Annotated in this window: 19 protein-coding genes; 16 read left to right on the forward strand and 3 right to left on the reverse strand. The window is 73.2% G+C overall.

All coding sequences use genetic code 11. The features are described from left to right. Window positions 1–150 precede the first annotated feature (150 nt). The 15 genes from ACFU9E_RS27695 to ACFU9E_RS27765 all read left to right on the forward strand — a co-directional run bounded on the left by ACFU9E_RS27695 (window position 151) and on the right by ACFU9E_RS27765 (window position 18,054). Window positions 151–906, forward strand: coding sequence for a sugar phosphate nucleotidyltransferase (locus tag ACFU9E_RS27695; protein ID WP_380680854.1), 756 nt, complete (start codon window positions 151–153; stop codon window positions 904–906). Next, a complete protein-coding gene (locus ACFU9E_RS27700) occupies window positions 894–1,967 on the forward strand; it encodes an iron-containing alcohol dehydrogenase family protein (protein WP_380680851.1) in 1,074 nt (357 codons plus the stop codon). The genes ACFU9E_RS27695 and ACFU9E_RS27700 overlap by 13 nt, the downstream gene beginning before the upstream one ends. A gap of 91 nt (window positions 1,968–2,058) precedes the next feature. Next, window positions 2,059–2,796, forward strand: a complete 738-nt coding sequence (locus ACFU9E_RS27705) for a CDP-alcohol phosphatidyltransferase family protein (RefSeq protein WP_380680919.1) — start codon at window positions 2,059–2,061, stop codon at window positions 2,794–2,796. A gap of 122 nt (window positions 2,797–2,918) precedes the next feature. Next, a complete protein-coding gene (locus tag ACFU9E_RS27710) occupies window positions 2,919–3,764 on the forward strand; it encodes a glycosyltransferase family 2 protein (protein ID WP_380680916.1) in 846 nt (281 codons plus the stop codon). 152 nt (window positions 3,765–3,916) lie between these two features. Further along, window positions 3,917–4,852 carry an ABC transporter permease gene (locus ACFU9E_RS27715; protein ID WP_380680848.1) on the forward strand — a complete coding sequence of 312 codons (936 nt, stop codon included), beginning with the start codon at window positions 3,917–3,919 and terminating at the stop codon, window positions 4,850–4,852. 64 nt (window positions 4,853–4,916) lie between these two features. Beyond that, the gene (locus ACFU9E_RS27720; RefSeq protein ID WP_380680913.1) at window positions 4,917–5,693 is read left to right on the forward strand and encodes an ABC transporter ATP-binding protein; all 777 of its coding nucleotides are present in this window, start codon (window positions 4,917–4,919) and stop codon (window positions 5,691–5,693) included. Window positions 5,694–5,979: 286 nt separating this feature from the next. Beyond that, the gene (gene hpnC, locus ACFU9E_RS27725; protein ID WP_380686110.1) at window positions 5,980–6,987 is read left to right on the forward strand and encodes a squalene synthase HpnC; all 1,008 of its coding nucleotides are present in this window, start codon (window positions 5,980–5,982) and stop codon (window positions 6,985–6,987) included. Between the two features lie 41 nt (window positions 6,988–7,028). After that, window positions 7,029–7,886, forward strand: coding sequence for a presqualene diphosphate synthase HpnD (hpnD, locus tag ACFU9E_RS27730; protein ID WP_355373810.1), 858 nt, complete (start codon window positions 7,029–7,031; stop codon window positions 7,884–7,886). Between the two features lie 166 nt (window positions 7,887–8,052). Continuing rightward, window positions 8,053–9,489 (forward strand): hydroxysqualene dehydroxylase HpnE, encoded by a 1,437-nt coding sequence (hpnE, locus tag ACFU9E_RS27735; RefSeq protein WP_380686108.1) that lies wholly within the window; start codon window positions 8,053–8,055, stop codon window positions 9,487–9,489. A 170-nt stretch (window positions 9,490–9,659) separates the two neighbouring features. Beyond that, a complete protein-coding gene (locus ACFU9E_RS27740) occupies window positions 9,660–10,748 on the forward strand; it encodes a polyprenyl synthetase family protein (protein ID WP_380686106.1) in 1,089 nt (362 codons plus the stop codon). 7 nt (window positions 10,749–10,755) lie between these two features. Then, on the forward strand, window positions 10,756–12,849 hold the full coding sequence (gene shc, locus ACFU9E_RS27745; RefSeq protein WP_380686104.1) for a squalene--hopene cyclase: 2,094 nt from the start codon (window positions 10,756–10,758) through the stop codon (window positions 12,847–12,849). Next, window positions 12,846–13,541, forward strand: a complete 696-nt coding sequence (locus tag ACFU9E_RS27750; RefSeq protein ID WP_380686102.1) for a 1-hydroxy-2-methyl-2-butenyl 4-diphosphate reductase — start codon at window positions 12,846–12,848, stop codon at window positions 13,539–13,541. The genes shc and ACFU9E_RS27750 overlap by 4 nt, the downstream gene beginning before the upstream one ends. 2 nt (window positions 13,542–13,543) lie before the next feature. Beyond that, window positions 13,544–14,569: an adenosyl-hopene transferase HpnH gene (gene hpnH, locus ACFU9E_RS27755; RefSeq protein WP_355373792.1), complete on the forward strand. Its 1,026-nt coding sequence runs from the start codon at window positions 13,544–13,546 to the stop codon at window positions 14,567–14,569. A 136-nt stretch (window positions 14,570–14,705) separates the two neighbouring features. After that, window positions 14,706–16,643, forward strand: a complete 1,938-nt coding sequence (gene dxs, locus ACFU9E_RS27760) for a 1-deoxy-D-xylulose-5-phosphate synthase (protein WP_380687070.1) — start codon at window positions 14,706–14,708, stop codon at window positions 16,641–16,643. Further along, the gene (locus tag ACFU9E_RS27765) at window positions 16,633–18,054 is read left to right on the forward strand and encodes an aspartate aminotransferase family protein (RefSeq protein WP_380687072.1); all 1,422 of its coding nucleotides are present in this window, start codon (window positions 16,633–16,635) and stop codon (window positions 18,052–18,054) included. Before dxs ends, ACFU9E_RS27765 begins: the two co-directional genes overlap by 11 nt. A gap of 75 nt (window positions 18,055–18,129) precedes the next feature. On the opposite strand, the gene ACFU9E_RS27770 is transcribed toward ACFU9E_RS27765, so the two are convergent. Beyond that, entirely contained in the window at window positions 18,130–18,402 is a 273-nt protein-coding gene (locus ACFU9E_RS27770; RefSeq protein WP_380687074.1) for a DUF6343 family protein, read from the reverse strand. Between the two features lie 108 nt (window positions 18,403–18,510). Here ACFU9E_RS27770 and ACFU9E_RS27775 point away from each other — a divergent pair, with 108 nt between their 5' ends. Then, window positions 18,511–18,699, forward strand: coding sequence for an I78 family peptidase inhibitor (locus tag ACFU9E_RS27775; protein ID WP_355374197.1), 189 nt, complete (start codon window positions 18,511–18,513; stop codon window positions 18,697–18,699). Here the strand turns inward: ACFU9E_RS27775 and ACFU9E_RS27780 are convergent. After that, a complete protein-coding gene (locus ACFU9E_RS27780) occupies window positions 18,650–19,498 on the reverse strand; it encodes a phosphatase PAP2 family protein (protein ID WP_380687076.1) in 849 nt (282 codons plus the stop codon). The genes ACFU9E_RS27775 and ACFU9E_RS27780 overlap by 50 nt on opposite strands. Window positions 19,499–19,730: 232 nt before the next feature. Further along, window positions 19,731–20,498, reverse strand: a complete 768-nt coding sequence (gene fabG / locus ACFU9E_RS27785) for a 3-oxoacyl-ACP reductase FabG (protein ID WP_380687078.1) — start codon at window positions 20,496–20,498, stop codon at window positions 19,731–19,733. Window positions 20,499–20,999 lie beyond the last annotated feature (501 nt).

Below are 20,999 nucleotides of genomic sequence, written 5' to 3' on the forward strand. Positions count from 1 at the left end.
CCGCGTTCGGGCTGGTCGCCGTGGTCGCCTACCATCACATAGGACACCGCGGCCGCATCTCGGCGGCCGCGGCGCGCCATCGCCGGTCACCCGGAGACTCCCGGTAGCCGCGCGCGGCCGCGCACCGCACGACGGATCAGGAGACCTCGCATGATCGGCCTCGTTCTGGCAGCCGGCGCCGGCCGCCGACTGCGCCCGTACACCGACACGCTGCCCAAGGCGCTGGTGCCGGTCGACGGGGAGCGGACCGTTCTGGACCTCACCCTCGGCAACTTCGCCGAGGTCGGCCTGCGTGAGGCGGCGATCGTCGTCGGCTACCGCAAGGAGGCGGTGGAGGAGCGCAAGGACGCCCTGGAGCGGAAGTACGGCGTCAAGCTCACCCTGGTCGAGAACGACAAGGCCGAGGAGTGGAACAACGCCTACTCGCTCTGGTGTGCCCGCGACCTCTTCACCGAGGGCCTGCTGCTCGCCAACGGCGACACCGTCCACCCGGTCTCCGTCCAGCGCACCATGCTGGAGGGCAACGCCCGGCTGGCCGCCGAGGGGCGCGAGGCCGGCATCCTGCTCGCCCTCGACACGGTGAAGCGGCTCGCCGACGAGGAGATGAAGGTGGTCGTCCACCCGACCGCCGGCATGCGCCGCATCACCAAGCTGATGGACCCGGCCGAGGCCACCGGCGAGTACATCGGCGTCACCGTGATCAACCCGTCCGCCGCCGCCGACCTCGCCGACGCGCTGCGCGCCACCTACGAGCGCGACCCGCAGCTGTACTACGAGGACGGCTACCAGGAGATGGTCGACCGCGGCCTGCGGATCGACGTCCAGCCGATCGGCGAGGTCTCCTGGGTCGAGGTCGACAACCACGACGACCTGGCGAAGGCGCGGGAGATCGCGTGCCAGTACTGACCCGGCTGGTGCCGTCGCCGGTCTTCGTCGAGATCCGCCCGGGCGCCCTGGACGCGCTCGGCGGCATCCTCGCCGACCAGCGGCTGTCCGCCTCGGGCCGGATCGCGGTGGCGATCAGCAACGGCTCGGGCTCGGTGCTGCGCGCCCGGCTGGAGCCGGCGCTGCCCGGCGCCGACTGGTACAGCGTCGAGGACGGCAGCCTCGACAGCGCGGTCCGGCTGGCGGACGAGATCCGCGGCGGCGTGCACGGCGGCCACTACGACACCGTCGTCGCCCTGGGCGGCGGCAAGATCATCGACGTCGCCAAGTACGCCGCCGCGCGGATCGGCCTGCCGCTGGTCTCCGTCCCGACCAACCTGGCCCACGACGGCATCTGCTCGCCGGTCTCCACCCTGGACAACGTGGGCGGACGCGGCTCCTACGGGGTGCCCAGCCCGATCGGCATCGTGATCGACCTGGACGTGATCCTGGGCGCCCCGCCGCGCTTCGTCGCGGCCGGCATCGGCGACATCGTCTCCAACATCTCGGCCTGCGCCGACTGGGAGCTGTCGCACGCCGAGACCGGCGAACCGGTGGACGGACTGGCCGTCGCGATGGCCCGCTCGGCGGGCGAGAACCTGCTGCGGCACCCGGGCAACCTCCAGGACCGGGGCTTCCTGACGGCCCTCGCGGAGGCACTGGTACTCTCCGGCATCGCGATGAACATCGCCGGCAGCACCCGGCCCTCGTCGGGCGCCTGCCACGAGATCTCGCATGCCCTGGACGTGCTGTACCCCAAGCGGTCCGCCCAGCACGGCGAGCAGGTCGGCCTCGGGGCCGCCTTCGCCAGCTTCCTGCGGGGCGAGCGCGAGCTGACCGGCCTGATCGTGGAGCGCCTGGCGCACCACGGACTGCCGGTGACCGCCGCTCAGATCGGCTTCACCGAGGCGGAGTTCACCGAGGCGGTGCACTACGCTCCGAACACCCGGCCGGGCCGCTTCACCATTCTTGAGCACCTCGACCTCTCCCCCTCCGCAATCAGGGACGCGTACGCCGACTATGTCCAAGCCGTCAACAGCTGACCGCTCCGCCGCGGGGGCCGCGCCACCGCCGGTGGACCTGACCCGCCGGCCCTCGATCGAGGAGCTGCGCGCGGTGATCCACCCGGAGGGCATGCTCCAGCGCCGGAGCGCCGAGCACTGGGCCGGACGGCTCTACATGCGGCGGATCTCGCTGCGGATCACCCGGGTGCTGTCCACCGTGACGGCGATCACGCCCAACGGCCTGACGTACCTGATGATGGTCACCGGCATCCTGGCGGGCGCCGCGCTGGTCGTCCCGGGCATCGCCGGCGCGGTGCTGGCGGCCCTGCTGATCCAGGTGTACCTGCTGCTGGACTGCGTGGACGGCGAGGTGGCCCGCTGGCGCCGGCAGACCTCGCTCACCGGCGTCTACCTGGACCGGGTCGGCCACTACATGTCCGAGGCGGCGCTGCTGACCGGCCTCGGCCTGCGCGGCACCGACCTGCTGCACCGCGAGGGCGCCGCCGCGCACTGGGAGTGGGCCTTCCTCGGCACCCTGGCCGCGCTCGGCGCGATCCTGATCAAGTCGGAGACCGACCTGGTCGACGTCGCCCGCGCCCGCAGCGGCCTGACCGCGGTCGAGGACAGCGCCTCGGTGCCGCGCTCGGCCGGCGTCGCCCGGGCCCGCCGGGCCGCCTCGTTCCTCAAGTTCCACCGGCTGGTCGGCGCGGTCGAGGCCTCGCTGTTCATCCTGGCCGCGGGCGTCGCCGACGTCCTCCACGGAGGCCTGTTCTTCACCCGGGTCGCGGTGGTCGTGCTGGCCGCGATCGCCATGCTGCAGACCGTGCTGCACCTGCTGAGCATCGTCCTGTCGAGCAGGCTCCGGTGACCGACGTGAAGGGGAACGACGTGAAGGGGAGCGACGTGACGGCCACCGGAACGACCGGGAGCACCGCGCCGGGCGGCACGGCCGGCGCCGACGCCTTCCGGCTCGGCGCGGTGATCATCACCATGGGCAACCGCCCGGACGAGCTGATCGCCCTGATCGATTCCGTCCGCGCCCAGCAGGGCCCGGCCGTCGAGCTGGCCGTGGTCGCCAACGGCGCCCCGATGCCCCCGCTCCCGGAGGGCGTGCGCGCCGTCGAGCTGCCCGAGAACCTCGGCATCCCGGGCGGGCGCAACGTCGGCATCGAGCTGTTCGGCCGCAACGGCCGTGAGGTCGACGCGGTGCTGTTCCTGGACGACGACGGCCGGCTGCCCGGCACCGACGCGGCCCGCCTGCTGCGCGAGGCCTTCACCGCCGACCCGGAGCTCGGCATCGTGAGCTTCCGGATCGCCGACCCGGACACCGGTGTCACCCAGCGCCGGCACGTGCCCCGGCTGCGCGCCAGCGACCCGCTGCGCTCCTCCCGGGTGACCACCTTCCTGGGCGGCGCGAGCGCGGTGCGGTGCGCCGTCTTCGAGAACGCCGGCCAGCTGCCCGGCGAGTTCTTCTACGCGCACGAGGAGACCGACCTCGCCTGGCGCGCGCTGGACGCCGGCTGGGCCATCGACTACCGCGCCGACGTGGTGCTGCACCACCCCACCACCTCGCCCGCCCGGCACGCCACGTACTTCCACAACGTGGCCCGGAACAGGGTCTGGCTCGCGAGGCGGAACCTTCCGGGCCTGTTGGTGCCTCTATACCTGGGAACCTGGTTCCTGCTCACGCTGGCCCGTCGGCCCTCCCCGGAGGCCCTCAAGGCCTGGCTGGGCGGGTTCAAGGCGGGCTGGCGCGAACCCTGCGGTGCGCGGCGGCCCATGCGATGGCGTACCGTGTGGCGCCTGACCCGGCTGGGCCGGCCGCCGGTCATCTGATCCGTCCGACGACCGTACGGTAGGACGGTCGTCATGGCCGGTGACCACAGACCGGCCGCACTCCCCCCGATATCCGAGTGGATCCTCCTCGGGGCAGGCCGGCGGACCCCCGCCGACCGGCCCGCCCCGACGATCCCGCGCGAAGGACGAATGTGTCGACAGTGAGTGAACCCGTCAGCCTCTCCGCCCCGAGGGGGGCGGACGCGGGCCTGACCCCCAAGCAGCTTGCGGACAAGTACGGTCTGACGGTGAGCGGCAGACGGCCCGGCCTGTTCGCCTACACCAAGCAGCTCTGGGCCCGCCGTCACTTCATCTGGGCCTTCGCCACCGCGCGCCTGGTGGCCCAGTACACCGACGCCAAGCTCGGCCAGATCTGGCAGGTCGTGACGCCGCTGCTGAACTGCGCGGTGTTCTACCTGGTCTTCGGCGAGATCCTGAAGAACAAGGACGACAACCCGTACTACGTCGCCTGGCTCTGCATCGGCGTCTTCATCTTCCAGTTCACCCAGAACGCCGTGCAGTCCGGCACCCGGGCGATCTCGGACAACCTCGGGCTGATCCGGGCGCTGCACTTCCCGCGCGCCTCGCTGCCGGTCGCGTTCACCGTGATCCAGCTCCAGCAGCTGCTGATCTCGATGGTCGTGCTGTTCGCCGTGGTCCTGATGAACGGCATCGAACCCGGCCGCACCTGGATCCTGGTCGTGCCCGCGCTGGTGCTGCAGTCGATGTTCAACACCGGCGTCGCCCTGATCTTCGCCCGGATAGGCGCCAAGACCAGCGACATCTCCCAGCTGATCCCGTTCGCGATGCGCGCCTGGCTGTTCCTGTCCGGTGTCATGTACAGCATCTCGGACAAGATCAAGGAGTGGCCGCCGTTCTGGCAGAAGGTGATGGAGCTCAACCCGGCCTCGGTCTACATCGACCTGGTCCGCCACGCGCTCGCGCCGATCATCTACAACAAGCACGAGAAGGTCTTCCTGGAGTTCCCGGCGCACCAGTGGAAGTACGGGATCGCCTGGGGTGTGGGCATGCTGGTCATCGGATACGTCTTCTTCTGGAAGGCTGAGGAGGAGTACGGCCGTGGCTGACACCGACGTGCGCGGGACCGACGACCTGCGCAAGGACCTCAAGGACGCCCGTCCGCGCCGCAAGGTGTTCGACGCCGACGTGGCCCGCGACCCCACCGTCGTCGTCGACGACGTGCACATCGTCTACCGGGTGCACGGCGCCGGCTCCGGCAAGGGCAGCGCCACCTCGGCGCTGAGCCGGATCATCAGCCGCAAGCGCGGCTCCGGCGTGCGCGAGGTGCACGCGGTCAAGGGCGTCAGCTTCACCGCGTACAAGGGTGAGGCGATCGGCCTGATCGGCTCCAACGGCTCCGGCAAGTCCACCATGCTGGCGGCCATCGCCGGCCTGCTGCCGACCGAGAAGGGCGGCATCTACACCAACGGCCAGCCCTCGCTGCTCGGCGTCAACGCCGCGCTGATGAACGAGCTGACCGGTGAGCGCAACGTCGTCCTCGGCTGCCTCGCCATGGGCATGTCGCCGGCCGACGTGAAGCGCCGCTACCAGGAGATCGTCGACTTCTCGGGCATCAACGAGAAGGGCGACTTCATCTCGCTGCCGATGCGCACCTACTCCTCCGGCATGGGCGCCCGCCTGCGCTTCGCCATCGCCGCGGCCAAGACCCACGACGTGCTGCTCATCGACGAGGCGCTGGCCACCGGTGACCAGGCCTTCCAGGCCCGCAGCAAGAAGCGGATCGAGGAGCTGCGCGAGCAGGCCGGTACGGTCTTCCTGGTCAGCCACGACAACGCGTCGATCCGCGAGACCTGCGAGCGGACCATCTGGATCGAGGCCGGCGAGCTCATCATGGACGGGCCGACCGAGGAGGTCGTCCGCCGCTACGAGCGCGGCGAGCGCCCCTGACGGCGGACCGGACCGCGCAGGACCCCGCGCAGGGGCCGGTCCCGGAGGAGATCCGGGACCGGCCCCGCCGTCGTTCGTGCGCCCCGTCCCGCCCCGTCGTGCCCCGGGTGGCCCGCCGCCGCCCGGGTGAGCGCCCCGTGCGCCGGGCGAGGCGCCCTTCTCCGGCGCGGCCGTTGGTGTCAGGCTGTAGGCGCGGGGGTGGTGTGCCGGACGTGACTCCCGTGATCGGACGCGTGTCCGACTCGGGCCGGTCACCGGAGCGGTGTAGAACGGGGGAGTGACAGCAGTGTCGGCTTCGGCCCAGCCCAACAGTGATTCCCCGCCCGCGGAGGGTGCCGCGGGAGCGGCGACCCTCGCCAAGGCGAGCGCGGAGAACTTCCCGGTCGCCCCGTTCTTCCTGCCCGCCGCGTGGCGCGACGACCTGATGACGGTCTACGGCTTCGCCCGGCTGGTCGACGACGCCGGTGACGGCGACCTCGCCGACCCGGCCGGCACCGCCGCACTGCTCGGCGTGCCCGCCCCGCCCGCGGCGCCCGCCCCCGCGGCCGGGCCCGCCGCCGGCCCGCACCGGCCCGGCCCCGAGGAGACCGCCTTCCGGCTCGCCCTGCTGGACGGCCTGGAGCGCGACCTCGACCGGGTCTTCGAGACGGCCCTCGCCCCGTCCTCGGCCGCCGAGGCCCCCCGCCACCCGCTGATGCGCCCGCTGGTCCCGCTGGTCGACCGGCACGGCCTCACCCCGGAGCCGTTCCGCCGGCTGATCCAGGCCAACCGGGTCGACCAGACCGCCGACCGCTACCCCCGCTACGACGACCTCCTGGAGTACTGCACGCTCTCCGCCGACCCGGTCGGCCGCCTGGTGCTCGCCATCGCCGGCGTCTCCACCCCCGAGCGGGTGGCGATGTCCGACGCCGTCTGCACCGCCCTGCAGATCGTCGAGCACCTCCAGGACGTCGCCGAGGACCTCGCCCGCGGCCGGATCTACCTGCCCGCCGAGGACCTGGAACGGTTCGGGGTCACCGAGGAGGACCTCGCCGCGCCGGGCGCGAGCCCCGCCGTGCGGCGGCTGATCTCCTTCCAGGTGGACCGGGCCCGCACCCTGCTCGACCGCGGTGCGCCATTGGTAGGTACGGTTCGGGGGAGGCTTCGACTGCTCCTGGCGGGATTCACCGCAGGTGGCTACGCGGCCCTGGCGGCCGTCGAGGACGCCGGGTACGACGTGCTCGCCCAGCAGGCGAAGCCGGACAAGCGCCGCCTCGCAGCGAAGGCGGCGGCCATCTTCGCGAAGGGAAGGTGAACGCCCGAGTGGCGGCATCACCACTGGCGTCGGCGCCGGTCATGGCGGCGTACCGGTACTGCGAGGCAGTGACCGGGCTGCAGGCCCGCAACTTCAGCTACGGCATCAGGTTGCTGCCGGAGCCGAAGCGGCTGGCCATGTCGGCCCTGTACGCGCTCGCCCGCCGGGTGGACGACATCGGCGACGGCGACCTCCCGGACGACCGCAAGGCCGAGGCCCTGCTGCGCACCCGCGAGCTGCTCGACGAGATCCGGGCCGGCTCGGTCGCGGAGGACGACACCGACCCGATCAAGGTCGCGCTGGCGGACGCGGCCCGGCGGTTCCCGATCCCGCTCGGCGGCTTCGACGAGCTGATCGACGGGGTCGAGATGGACCTCAAGGGCGCCGAGTACCAGACGTACGAGGAGCTCAAGGTCTACTGCCGGTGCGTGGCCGGGGCGATCGGGCGGCTCTCGCTCGGCGTGTACGGCTGCGACGACCCCGAGCGCGGCGCCCGGTACGCCGACACCCTCGGCCTGGCGCTCCAGCTCACCAACATCCTGCGCGACCTGCGCGAGGACGCCCTGAACGGTCGCACCTACCTGCCGACCGAGGACCTCGTCCGGTTCGGCTGCCAGGAGGGCTTCGCGCAGTCCCGGCCGCCGGTCGGCGCGGACTTCACCGGCCTGATCGCCTTCGAGGCGGCCCGCGCCCAGGCGGCCTTCGAGGAGGGCCTGCGGCTGCTGCCGATGCTCGACCGCCGCAGCCGGGCCTGCACCGCCGCGATGGCGGGCATCTACCACCGGCTGCTCGGCCGGATCGCCGCCGACCCGGAGTCGGTGCTGCGCGGCCGGGTGTCGCTGCCGGGCTGGGAGAAGGCGTACGTCGCGCTTTCCGGGCTCGCCGGGGGGCGTTCTTGATTCTTGCCACAGTTCTGTCACGCTGTGTCAGCGGGGAATCACTTTTGGGTAGAGCCCTGTTGACGGCTGTGCCGGATCCGACCGCACCGGTCCCGGGTCCGACCGCATTGACCACGGGCGCTCCGGCCGTGACCGGACCGGGCGCGGGACGCGAGGGGGAGGTCCGATGACCGGGCGAGCCGACTCCGCGCGCCCGGCCGCCGTCGTGGTCGGCGGCGGCCTCGCGGGCATCACCGCCGCTCTGCGGCTGGCCGAGGCCGGCCACCGGGTCACCCTCGCCGAGGGCCGTCCCCGGCTGGGCGGCCTGGCCTTCTCGTTCCGGCGCGGCGAGCTGACCGTCGACAACGGCCAGCACGTCTACCTGCGCTGCTGCACCGCCTACCGCGGCCTGCTGGAGCGGCTGGGCGCGGGCCGACTGGTGCACCTCCAGGACCGCCTCCAGGTGCCCGTGCTGGGCGTCTCCGGGCCCGCCGGCGCACCGGTGCGCACCTTGGGCAAGCTGGAGCGCGCCGCACTGCCGGTGCCGCTGCACCTGGCCGGCAGCCTGGCCGGCTACCCGCACCTGAGCCCGGCCGACCGGGCCCGGGTGGTGCGCGGCGCCCTGGCCCTGCGCCGCCTCGACCTCGCCGACCCGGCGCTGGACGAGGTCTCCTTCGCCGACTGGCTGCGGTCCCACGGCCAGAACGATCGCACCCTGGCCGCGCTGTGGGACCTCGTGGGCGTGGCGACCCTGAACGCCCGCGCCGACCAGGTGTCGCTGGCGCTGGCCGCCATGGTGTTCAAGACCGGGCTGCTGTCCGACCCCGGGGCCTCCGACATCGGCACGCCCAGCGTCCCGCTCGGCGTGATCCACCACGACCGGGCGCTCGCCGAGCTGGAACGCGCCGGTGTGAAGGTGCTGCTGCGCGCCCGGGTGAGCGAGCTCAAGCCGGCCGTCCCGCAGCACGCCGTCCGGCTGGAGGGCGTCGACGAGCCGCTCGCCGCCGACACCGTGGTGCTGGCCGGCGCCCAGGACACCGCGGCGGCCCTGCTGCCGCCGGACGCGGTCCCCGGGCAGGAGCGGCTGGCCGACTTCGGCACCGCGCCGATCCTGAACGTGCACGTGATCTACGACCGGCGCGTCCTGCGCAGGCCGTTCTTCGCCGCGCTCGGCTCGCCCGTCCAGTGGGTCTTCGACCGCACCCGGCACTCCGGCCTGGCCGGCACCGGGCTCGGCGCGGCCCACCCGGACGCCCAGTACCTGGCGCTGTCGCAGTCCGCGGTGCAGGACGAGATCGACCTGCCGGTCGCCGAGCTGCGCCGACGCTACCTGCCGGAGCTGGCCCGGCTGCTGCCCGCCGCCGGCGGCGCCGAGGTGCTGGACTTCTTCGTCACCAGGGAGCGCACCGCCACCTTCGACCCGGCCCCGGGCACGGCGGCGCTGCGGCCCGGCCCGCGCACCGCCGTCCCCGGCCTGCTGCTGGCCGGCGCGTGGACGGCCACCGGCTGGCCCGCCACGATGGAGGGGGCGGTGCGCAGCGGCCACGCCGCCGCCGACGCGGCCCTCGCCGCCGAGGGCCGGCGCCGGCCCTCGGACCGCGGCGACGGGAGGTGGCCGCGGTGACCGGCGCCCAGCGCACCGGGGACCGCGGCGAGCCCGCCAGAGCCGGCGCCCACCGCTCGGGTCCCGGGGGCGCGACCCCCCGTGCCGGCCGTGGCCCCAACGGCCGCACCACCACCGCCAGCGTCCGGCCGTCCCACGCGGCCAGGCACCACCAGGGAGAGGGAACGTACGTGGAGTCACGCATCGGCACGGCCGTCGGAGGCACGGCACATGCCGAACCGGTCTCGGTGCCGGAGCTGCTCAACCGCACCCGCGCGCTCTGCACCCCGCCGCTGAGGGCCGCCGTCGCCCGTCTGGCGGAACCCATGAACACCGTCGCGGCGTACCACTTCGGCTGGATCGACCGGGACGGCACGCCGGTCGCGGGGGACGGCGGCAAGGCCGTCCGCCCGGCCCTGGCCCTGCTCTCGGCCCAGGCCGCCGGCGCCCCGGCGGAGGCCGGTGTGCCCGGCGGGGTCGCTGTTGAACTGGTGCACAACTTCTCCCTGCTCCATGATGATCTGATGGACGGTGACGAGACCCGGCGCCACCGGGCCACCGCCTGGACGGTCTTCGGCCCGTCCCAGGCGATCCTGGTCGGTGACGCCCTGGCGACGCTCGGTACGGAGGTGCTGCTCGACGCCGCGACCACGGGTGGCGCGAGCCCCACCGATGCCGCGCGCGCCGTCCGGCTGCTCAACACCGCCAGCCGCCGGCTGATCGACGGCCAGGCGATGGACGTCGCCTTCGAGCAGCGGGACACCGTCACGGTCGCCGAGTGCCTGGAGATGGAGGGCGGCAAGACCGCCGCCCTGCTCTCCGCCGCCTCGGCGCTGGGCGCCGTCCTGGCCGGCGCCGACGACCGGGTCTCGGACTCCCTCCAGCGCTTCGGCGAGCACCTGGGCCTGGCCTTCCAGGCGGTCGACGACCTGCTCGGCATCTGGGGGGCCACCGAGGTCACCGGCAAGCCGCACTGGGGCGACCTGCGCCAGCGCAAGAAGTCCCTGCCGGTCGCCGCCGCCCTCGCCGAGGGCGGCGAGGCCTCCCGCGAACTGGCCGAACAGCTCGCCGACCCCAAGGGGCGCGGCGAGGAGAGCGAGACCGAGCTGGCCGCCCGCGCGCTGCTGATCGAGAAGGCCGGCGGTCGCGCCTGGACCCAGGAGGAGGCCCGCCGCCAGCACACGACTGCCCTCGCCGCGCTGGACGAGGTGCCCATGCCCGATGTGGTGCGCGAGCACTTCGTCGCACTCGCCGAATTCGTGGTGGTACGAGAGAGGTGACGTTACGTTGACAGCAACCGCGGACGGCCGGCTCGACCCTGAGTACGATTCCGAGCCGGTCGCGGTGGGCGGCCTCCCCCCGGCGCTGCTGAGCGCCGGGCGGTGGCAGCCCGAGGGATCCGCCCCGGACGCCCCGGCCGGCCGGACCGATCAGCAGCAGGACGGGGCCGCCTCCGCCGAGGAGGCACTGGCCCGTGCCACCACCCACCTGCTCTCCCTGCAGAGCTCCGAGGGGTGGTGGAAGGGCGATCTGGAGACCAACGTCACCATGGACGCCGAGGACTTACTGCTCCGGCAGTTCCTCGGGATCCTCACCGAGGAGCAGACCAAGGCCACCGCCGAGTGGATCCGTTCCCAGCAGCGCGAGGACGGCACCTGGTCCACCTTCCACGGCGGCCCGGCCGAGCTCTCCACCACCGTCGAGGCGTACGTCGCCCTGAAGCTCGCCGGCGACGACCCGAACGCCCCGCACATGCTGGCCGCCGCCCGCTGGATCCGCTCCGCCGGAGGCATCGCCGCGGCCCGCGTGTTCACCCGGATCTGGCTCGCGCTCTTCGGCTGGTGGCCCTGGGAACGGCTGCCCGAGATGCCGCCGGAGATCATGTTCCTGCCCAAGTGGCTCCCGCTGAACATCTACGCCTTCGGCTGCTGGGCCCGGCAGACCATCGTCCCGCTGACCATCGTCTCCGCCCACCGCCCGGTGCGCCCGGCGCCCTTCCCGCTCACCGAGCTGCACACCGACCCGGACGACCCCTACCCCGCCCGGCCGATGGCCCCGGCCACCAGCTGGGACGGCCTGTTCGAACGCCTCGACAAGGTCCTGCACGCCTACCACCGGCGCGCGCTGCGCCCGCTGCGCAGGCTCGCGCTCTCCCAGGCCTGCCGCTGGATCGTCGAGCGCCAGGAGGCCGACGGCTGCTGGGGAGGCATCCAGCCGCCCGCCGTCTACTCGCTGATCGCCCTGCACCTGGAGGGCTACGAGCTCGACCACCCGGTGATGCGGGCCGGCCTCGCCTCCTTCGACCGCTTCACCGTGCACACCCCCGACGGCCGCCGCTGGCTGGAGGCCTGCCAGTCCCCGGTCTGGGACACCTGCCTGGCCACCGTCGCCCTGGTCGACGCCGGCGTACCGGCCGACCACCCGGCGCTGGTCTCCGCCGTCGACTGGATGCTCGGTGAGGAGATCACCAAGGCCGGCGACTGGTCCGTCCAGCGGCCCTCGCTCGCCCCCGGCGGCTGGGCCTTCGAGTTCGAGAACGACACCTACCCGGACATCGACGACACCGCCGAGGTGGTGCTCGCGCTGCGCCGGGTCGCCCACCCCGACCCCGCCAAGGTCGCCGCCTCCGTCGACCGGGGCGTGCGGTGGAACCTCGGCATGCAGTCCAAGAACGGCGCCTGGGGCGCCTTCGACGTCGACAACACCAGCACGCTGCCGAACAAGCTGCCGTTCTGCGACTTCGGCGAGGTCGTCGACCCGCCGTCCGCGGACGTCACCGCCCACGTCGTGGAGATGCTCGCCGCGGTCGGCCGGGCGCACGACCCGCGCACCCGGCGCGGCGTCGAGTGGCTGCTGCGCAACCAGGAGGCGGACGGCTCCTGGTTCGGCCGCTGGGGCACCAACTACATCTACGGCACCGGCTCGGTGCTGCCCGCCCTGGTCGCGACCGGCGTCCCCGCCGAGCACCCGGCGATCCGCCGGGCGGTGCGCTGGCTGGAGGACCGCCAGAACGCCGACGGCGGCTGGGGCGAGGACATGCGCTCCTACGACGACCCGGCGCGCTGGGCCGGGCGGGGCGAGTCCACCGCCTCGCAGACCGCGTGGGCGCTGATGGCGCTGCTCGCGGCCGGCGAGGGACCGGACGGCCGGGCCAACGCGGCGGTGGAGCGCGGCGTCGACTGGCTGGTGCGCACCCAGCTGCCCGAAGGCACCTGGGACGAGCCCCAGTTCACCGGTACCGGCTTCCCGTGGGACTTCTCCATCAACTACCACCTGTACCGGCTGGTGTTCCCGGTCACCGCGCTCGGCCGCTACCTGCACGGCAACCCCGCGGTCGGCCGCCCGGCCGGGGGCCCCGCCGGGATCGGGGCGTCCCGGTGACCGCTTCCCCGCTGCTGGTCCTGTGCGCGCTCGGCCCCGAGGTGTGGGCCCTGCGCGGCGGGGACTGGCGCGGTGCGGCGGGCGGCCCGCCCGTCGTGGTGCGGACCGGGGTCGGCCGCCGCCGGGCCTCACTCACCGTCAGAAGGCTGCTCACCGCCGCCCCGGGCGGCTACGGCGCCATCGTGGTGGCCGGCTTCGGCGCCGCCGTCGCGCCGGGAATAGCGCCCGGCGAGGTGATCGTTGCCGACGGGGTGCGCGATGCCGAGGGGAACCACTTCGCCGTCGATTCCGGCCCGGCGCTCACCCGGGCCCTGACCGTGCGCGGCCTGACCGCGCACACCGGCGTGCACCACACCGCCGACCACGTGGTGCGCGGCCTGGAGCGGCGCGCCCTGCACCTGCAGGGGGCGCTCGCCGTCGACATGGAGGCCGCCGCCGTACTGGCGGCCCTGCGCGAAATGCGCCCCGGCCTGCCCGCGGCCGTGCTGCGGGTGGTCGTCGACACGCCCGAGCGCGAGTTGCTGCGCCCGGGAACCCTGCCGGCCGGGGTCCGCGCCTGGCGCACCCTGCGCTCCACGGTGCCCGCCCTGGTCGACTGGCACCTGCGCGACGACCGGCCGCCGCGCGGCCGCCCCGCGCCCGCCGCCCTGAACCACCCCACATCCTCGACGCTCCCCCAGGAGGCGAGCTAGCCATGGCCATGCCGCTGCGCCAGACCGTGCGGGTCGGCACCTACCTCATGCAGCAGAAGCTCAAGCGGCGCGACAAATTCCCGCTGATCGTCGAACTGGAACCGCTCTTCGCCTGCAACCTGGCCTGCGAGGGGTGCGGCAAGATCCAGCACCCGGCCGGGGTGCTGAAGCAGCGGATGCCGGTCGCCCAGGCGGTCGGGGCGGTCCTGGAGTCCGGCGCCCCGATGGTCTCGATCGCCGGCGGCGAGCCGCTGATGCACCCGCAGATCGACGAGATCGTCCGGCAGCTGGTCGAGCGCCGCAAGTACGTGTTCCTCTGCACCAACGCGCTGCTGCTGCGCAAGAAGCTCGACAAGTTCAAGCCCTCGCCCTACTTCACCTTCACCGTGCACATCGACGGGCTGCGCGAGCGGCACGACGCCTCGGTGGCCAAGGAGGGCACCTTCGACGAGGCGGTGGCGGCGATCAAGGAGGCCAAGCGGCGCGGCTTCCGGGTGACCACCAACTCCACCTTCTTCAACACCGACACCCCGCAGACCATCATCGACGTGCTCGACTACCTCAACGACGAGCTCAAGGTCGACGAGATGATGATCTCCCCGGCGTTCGCCTACGAGAAGGCGCCCGACCAGGAACACTTCCTCGGCGTCGAGCAGACCCGCGAGCTGTTCCGCAAGACCTTCGCCGGCGGCCGGCGGCGGCGCTGGCGGCTCAACCACAGCCCGCTCTTCCTGGACTTCCTGGAGGGCCGGGTCGACTTCGAGTGCACCGCCTGGGGCATCCCCAACTACTCGCTGTTCGGCTGGCAGCGGCCCTGCTACCTGATGGCCGACGGCTACGTGCCGACCTACCGCGAGCTGATCGAGAAGACCGACTGGGACAAGTACGGCCGCGGCAAGGACGCCCGCTGCGCCAACTGCATGGCGCACTGCGGCTACGAGCCGACCGCCGTCCTCGCCACCATGGGCTCCCTCAAGGAGTCCCTGCGGGCGATCACCGAGACCGTCGGCTCCACCCGGAGCCGCTGAGCGCACCCGTCGGCGGCCGGCGCACCCCGCCGGCCGCCCCGTCCGGCCCGGGCCGCCGACCCGGGCCGGGCCACCCCGCGCGGCACGGCCACGGCGGGGCACCAGCGCACCGCTATCGAGTCGTGAGGTGAAAGCCATGTCACTGCTCTCCGGCGTCACGTCCCCGGCGGACCTGCGAACCCTCCCGGCCGCCGAGCTCCCCCGGCTCGCCGACGAGATCCGCGACTTCCTGATCGACGCCGTCACCCGCACCGGCGGCCACCTCGGCCCCAACCTCGGTGTCGTCGAACTGACCATCGCGCTGCACCGGGTCTTCGACTCCCCGCGCGACCGGATCGTCTGGGACACCGGCCACCAGAGCTACGTCCACAAGCTGCTCACCGGCCGCCAGGACTTCTCCCGGCTGCGCGCCAGGGGCGGCCTGTCCGGCTACCCCTCGCGCGCCGAGTCCGAGCACGACGTCGTCGAGAACTCGCACGCCTCCACCGCGCTCTCCTACGCCGACGGCCTGGCCAAGGCCAACCAGCTGCTCGGCCGCGACGACCCGGTGGTCGCCGTCATCGGTGACGGCGCGCTCACCGGGGGCCTCGCCTGGGAGGCGCTCAACAACATCGCGGCCGCCAAGGACCGCCCGCTCGTCATCGTCGTCAACGACAACGAGCGCTCCTACGCCCGCACCATCGGCGGGCTCGCCAACCACCTCGCCGCGCTGCGCACCACCCAGGGCTACGAGCGCTTCCTGTCCTGGGGCAAGGACGCGCTGCAGCGCACCCCCGTGGTCGGCCAGCCGATCTTCGACGCGCTGCACGGCGCCAAGAAGGGGTTCAAGGACGCCTTCGCCCCACAGGGCATGTTCGAGGACCTCGGACTCAAGTACCTCGGCCCGATCGACGGACACGACCTCGCCGCCCTGGAGTCCGCGCTCACCAAGGCCCGCGGCTTCGGCGGCCCGGTCATCGTGCACTGCCTCACCGTCAAGGGCCGCGGCTACCGGCCCGCCGAGCAGGACGAGGCCGACCGCTTCCACGCCGTCAACCCGATCGACCCGTACACCTGCCTGCCGATCTCGCCCAGCGGCGGCGTCTCCTGGACCTCGGTGTTCGGCGACGAGCTGCTGGCCCTCGGCGCCGAGCGGCCGGACCTGGTGGCGATCACCGCGGCGATGCTCCAGCCGGTCGGCCTGGCCCCGTTCGCCAAGGCCTTCCCGGAGCGGACCTTCGACGTCGGCATCGCCGAGCAGCACGCCGTCACCAGCGCGGCGGGCCTGGCCACCGGCGGGCTGCACCCGGTGGTGGCGGTCTACGCGACCTTCCTCAACCGGGCCTTCGACCAGGTGCTGATGGACGTCGCCCTGCACGGACTGGGCGTCACCTTCGTGCTGGACCGCTCCGGCGTCACCGGCAACGACGGCGCCTCGCACAACGGCATGTGGGACCTGTCGATCCTGCAGGTCGTCCCCGGCCTGCGGCTCGCCGCCCCGCGTGACGCCGACCAGCTGCGCGCCCAGCTGCGCGAGGCCGTCGAGGTCGACGACGCCCCGACCGTGGTCCGCTTCCCCAAGGGCACCGTCGGCCCGGCCGTGCCCGCCGTCGAGCGGACCGGCGGCGTGGACGTCCTGCTGCGCACCGGGGAGCTGCCGGAGATCCTGCTGGTGGCCGTCGGCACGATGGCCGGCGCCGCGCTGGACGCGGCCCGGCTGCTGCTCGCCGAGGGGTTCACCGCGACCGTGGTCGACCCGCGCTGGGTCAAGCCGGTCGACCCGGCGCTGCCCGCGCTCGCCGCCGGGCACCGGCTGGTGGTCACCGTGGAGGACGGCGGCCGGGTCGGCGGCGTCGGCGCGGCGATCGCACTGGCGCTGCGCGACGCGGACGTGGACGTCCCGGTGCGGGTGCTGGGCCTGCCGCAGGAGTTCCTCGGGCACGCCGCGCGTGGCGAGATCCTGGAGGAGGCCGGGCTGACCGGCACCGGGGTCGCCGCCCAGACCGCCGCCTTCGCCAAGCACCTGCTACCGGCCCGAGGACTACCGGACCGGGGACTTCCGAACCGAGGAGCGAACCAGCACCATGCCGGCTGACCCCGACAGCACCGACCGCCGTGACCGTCCGGGCGGCTTCGACCTGGCCGCCCTGCTCGCCGAACGCGGCGGCGAGCGGTACGAGCTGCAGAGCCGCTACCTGAACCCGCAGCTGACCCGGATGCTGCACACCATCGGCTTTGACAAGTACTACGAACGGGCCCGCGGGCAGTACTTCTACGACGCCGAGGGCAACGAGTACCTCGACATGCTGGCCGGCTTCGGCATCTTCGCGCTGGGCCGCCACCACCCGGTGGTCCGCTCGGCCGTCCAGCAGGTGATGGACCTCGACCTACCGGACCTGGTCCGCTTCGACTGCTCGCCGCTGCCCGGCCTGCTCGCCGAACGCCTGCTGTCGTACGCGCCCGGACTGGACCGGGTGTTCTTCGGCAACAGCGGCACCGAGGCGGTGGAGACCGCGCTCAAGTTCGCCCGGTACGCCACCGGCCGCAAGCGGATCCTCTACGCCGACCACGCCTTCCACGGGCTGACCACCGGCTCGCTCTCGGTGAACGGCGAGAGCGGGTTCCGCAAGGGCTTCGACCCGCTGCTGCCGGACACCGCGATCCCGCTCGGCGACCTCGCGGCCCTGGCCAAGGAGCTGAAGCGCGGCGACGTCGCGGCGCTGATCGTCGAGCCGATCCAGGGCAAGGGCGTGCAGGCGGCCCCGCCCGGCTGGCTGCGGGCCGCGCAGGAGCTGCTGCACGAGCACAAGGCGCTGCTGATCTGCGACGAGGTGCAGACCGGCGTCGGACGCACCGGCGACTTCTTCGCCTACCAGCACGAGGACGGCGTGCTGCCGGACCTGGTCTGCGCGGCCAAGGCGCTCTCCGGCGGCTACGTGCCGGTCGGGGCGACCCTCGGCAAGGGCTGGATCTTCGAGAAGGTGTACTCCTCGATGGACCGGGTGCTGGTGCACTCGGCCAGCTTCGGCTCCAACGCGCAGGCGATGGCGGCCGGCCTGGCGACCCTGGAGGTCGTCCGGGACGAGCGGGTGGTGGAGAACGCCCGCAAGGTGGGCGACCACTTCCGGGAGCGGCTGACCGAACTGGTCGACCGCTACGAGCTGCTCGCCGAGGTGCGCGGGCGCGGGCTGATGATCGGCATCGAGTTCGGCCGGCCGAAGTCGCTCAAACTGCGGACCGGGTGGACGGCGCTGCAGGCGGCCCGCAAGGGCCTGTTCGCCCAGATGGTGGTCGTCCCGCTGCTGCAGCGGCACCGGATCCTCACCCAGGTGTCCGGGGACCACCTGGAGGTGATCAAGCTGATCCCGCCGCTGATCATCACCGAGCGGGACGTGGACCGGTTCATGGCGGCCTTCACCGAGGTGATGGAGGACGCGCACCGGGGGAGCGGCCTGATGTGGGACTTCGGGCGGACGCTGGTCAAGCAGGCGGTCAGCAACCGCTGAGTCCGTACGGGGGGGGGGATCCGTGCGGGGGGTGGGAGGCCGGCACCGGCTTCCCACCCCGCGGGAGACACCGCGTCAGAGCTCGGTCCGGCGGCGCCGGATGACGACGACGAGATCGACGACGGCGAACAGGGTGAGGATTCCGCAGGCCACGGCGAAGCCGGTGAGGGTGCCCCGGCTCGGCGCCCCGAACGCGGGGGCGTTCGCGGCCCAGAACGCGAAGGCCGCGGTGGCCAGCGCGAACAGCGGGGTGAAGGTCAGCGAGAGCAGGTAGCGCAGCTTGAGGTCGCTGCGGGCGGTGGCGGGCTCGGTGCCGCTGCGCCACCGTCGCGGGGTGGTGGCGGGCATCCGCGGTCACCTCCCGGTGCTGCCGGTCCCCCCCGGCCCGTGCGGCCGGTTCCGCACGGGCGGTCTACGATTCCAGCGTACGTCCGCTGGGCGAGCCGGGGAGGGGCGATGACGGACACGGACGCGGAGGGCTACGCGGGGCTGCGGGTCGAGCGGGCCGAGGAGCTGGCCCGCCGGCACGGCTGGGCCTCGGTGCGGGTACTGCCGCAGGGGGCGGCGATGACCATGGACTATCGCGAGGGGCGGCTCAACCTCGCGGTGCGCGACGGGCTGGTGGTACGCAGCTGGGAGGGGTGAGCCCGGTCCCGGCCCCCCGTCGGCGCCGGGTGAGCCGGCCTTCGGCGGCCAGCACCAGCGGTTCCAGCAGCGGGAGCGAGAGCAGCACGAGCAGCCCGGCGGCCCAGCCGGCCAGGACGTCGGTGACCCAGTGGGTGCCCAGGTAGACGGTGGTGAGGCCGACCGACCAGGCGGTGGCGCCCGCCAGCAGCGCGCCGAGGCGCCGCCAGCGGACCGCCAGGTAGGCGAGCACGCCCCAGGTGACCACGGCGTTCGCGGTGTGGCCGGAGGGGAATATGGTGCCGCCGGAGAAGAGCTCGGGGGAGCCGACGTACCGGGCGTAGTGCGGGCCGAGCCGGCCGGTGACGATCTTGACGCCGCCGACCGTGAGGTTGAGCAGCAGCAGGGCGGCGCCCATCACCAGCAGCGGCCGGATCCGGCCCAGCCGGCGGGCGCGCCAGCCGAGCCAGGCGAAGGCGGCGAGGGCGGAGGGGCCGCGCTGGCCGGCCACCACCCAGTTGTCGAGCAGCGGCTGCAGGCCGGGCCAGTGCTCCTCGGGCCGGTACAGGCGTATCTTCCAGTCGAGGTCGACCAGCGAGGTGTCCAGCAGGACGGCGACGGCGACCAGCAGGTAGCCGAGCGCCGCGAGGCCCAGCAGGGCGGTCTGCCGGCGGCCGAGGGGCGGGCGGGCGGACCCTCGGCGGCCGGGGCGCGGGTGCTCGGGGCGGGTGGCGCGCGGGCGCTCGCGGCGGACGGTCGGGTGCTCGGGGCGGGTGGTCAGGGGCTCGGGGCGGCCAGGCTGTTCACTCGGCGCTTGCACGGCGGTGAACCTACCCGGCGACGCAGCGTGATTCCCTGTTCCATTCGGAATTCCCCGGCAAAGCCGTTCTCCGATCGGCCAAGGTCTGTTTCAGGACGATCCAACGGCGTTTTCGGATCGAATGTCCGTAAGGGGTTCGTGTGCTTTTCCCCAAGTTCGGGCAAAAAGAACGGGGCGGGAGACCGGACGCTCCGGTTCCCACCCCGTGGTAACCCTGTGTAGGTTCGGTGGCTCAGTCGAGGGGGCCGCCGGCCACGTAGAGGACCTGTCCGGAGACGAAGCCGGCGCCCTCCGAGGCGAAGAACGCGATGGCGTTGGCCACGTCCTGCGGCACGCCGACCCGCTGGACCGGGATCTGGGTGGCGGCGGCGGCCTTGAAGTCCTCGAAGTCCATGCCGACCCGGGCGGCGGTGGCGACGGTCATGTCGGTGGCTATGAAGCCGGGCGCGACCGCGTTGGCGGTGATGCCGAACTTGCCGAGCTCGATGGCCAGGGTCTTGGTGAAGCCCTGCAGACCGGCCTTGGCGGCCGAGTAGTTGGCCTGGCCGCGGTTGCCCTGGGCGGAGGACGACGACAGGTTGACGATCCGTCCGAAACCGGCGTCCACCATGTACTTCTGGACCGCCCGGGTCATCAGGAACGCGCCGCGCAGGTGCACGTTCATGACCGTGTCCCAGTCCGACTCGGTCATCTTGAAGATCAGGTTGTCGCGCAGCACGCCCGCGTTGTTGACGAGCACGACCGGCGCGCCGAGTTCGGCGGCGATCCGCTCGACGGCGGCCCGGACCTGGCCGGCGTCCGAGACGTCGGCGCCGACGGCGATGGCGCGGCCGCCGGCGGCGGTGATGCGTTCGACGGTCTCCCGGCCGGCCGACTCCTCCAGGTCGAGGACGGCCACCGCGTAGCCGTCGGCGGCCAGTCGCTCGGCGGTGGCGGCGCCCAGTCCGCGCGCGGCGCCGGTGACGACGGCGACCCGGGGGGTGGTGGTCTGCTCGGTCATGCTCGGTCTCGTCTCTCTCGGAGTAATCGGGCGTTGTTGCAGGTCAGTTGCAGATGGCCAGGGTTCGCAGCCCGCCCGGCCGGCGCCGGTCGCGCTCCGGAGTCGGCCCGCCGGACGGTCGGGCACGGGCCCGGGAACCCAGGAGACTCCCAGGAACCGCTCGGGGGACACCCGGGTTCCACCGGGCCGCTCCGGAGGTCGGATCCGCCCCGGTGGCCACACCCTACCGGCGGGTAGGGGGCTCGGCCAGGGTGAAGACGCAGGTGACCGTGGGTAAGGACCGACCGGTCGGCTTTCTCCTGCGAACGGGTTACCGGTGGGTCGGCACGGCGAGTAAATATGCCAATGTTGCCGAACCTGCGTCTACTATCCGCCCCTGCCTGCCAGCGAGGGCCCGCCGTTTGTATAGTGTCCGCCAGCAGCCACCGGCTGCACGGCTGGAGCGCCCTCCCGAACAGCGGGACGCCCACTCGCCGTTACTGCCCCACCCGGGTGTCCCAC

This window comes from Kitasatospora sp. NPDC057595 (assembly GCF_042800875.1).
Taxonomy (GTDB): Bacteria; Actinomycetota; Actinomycetes; order Streptomycetales; family Streptomycetaceae; genus Kitasatospora.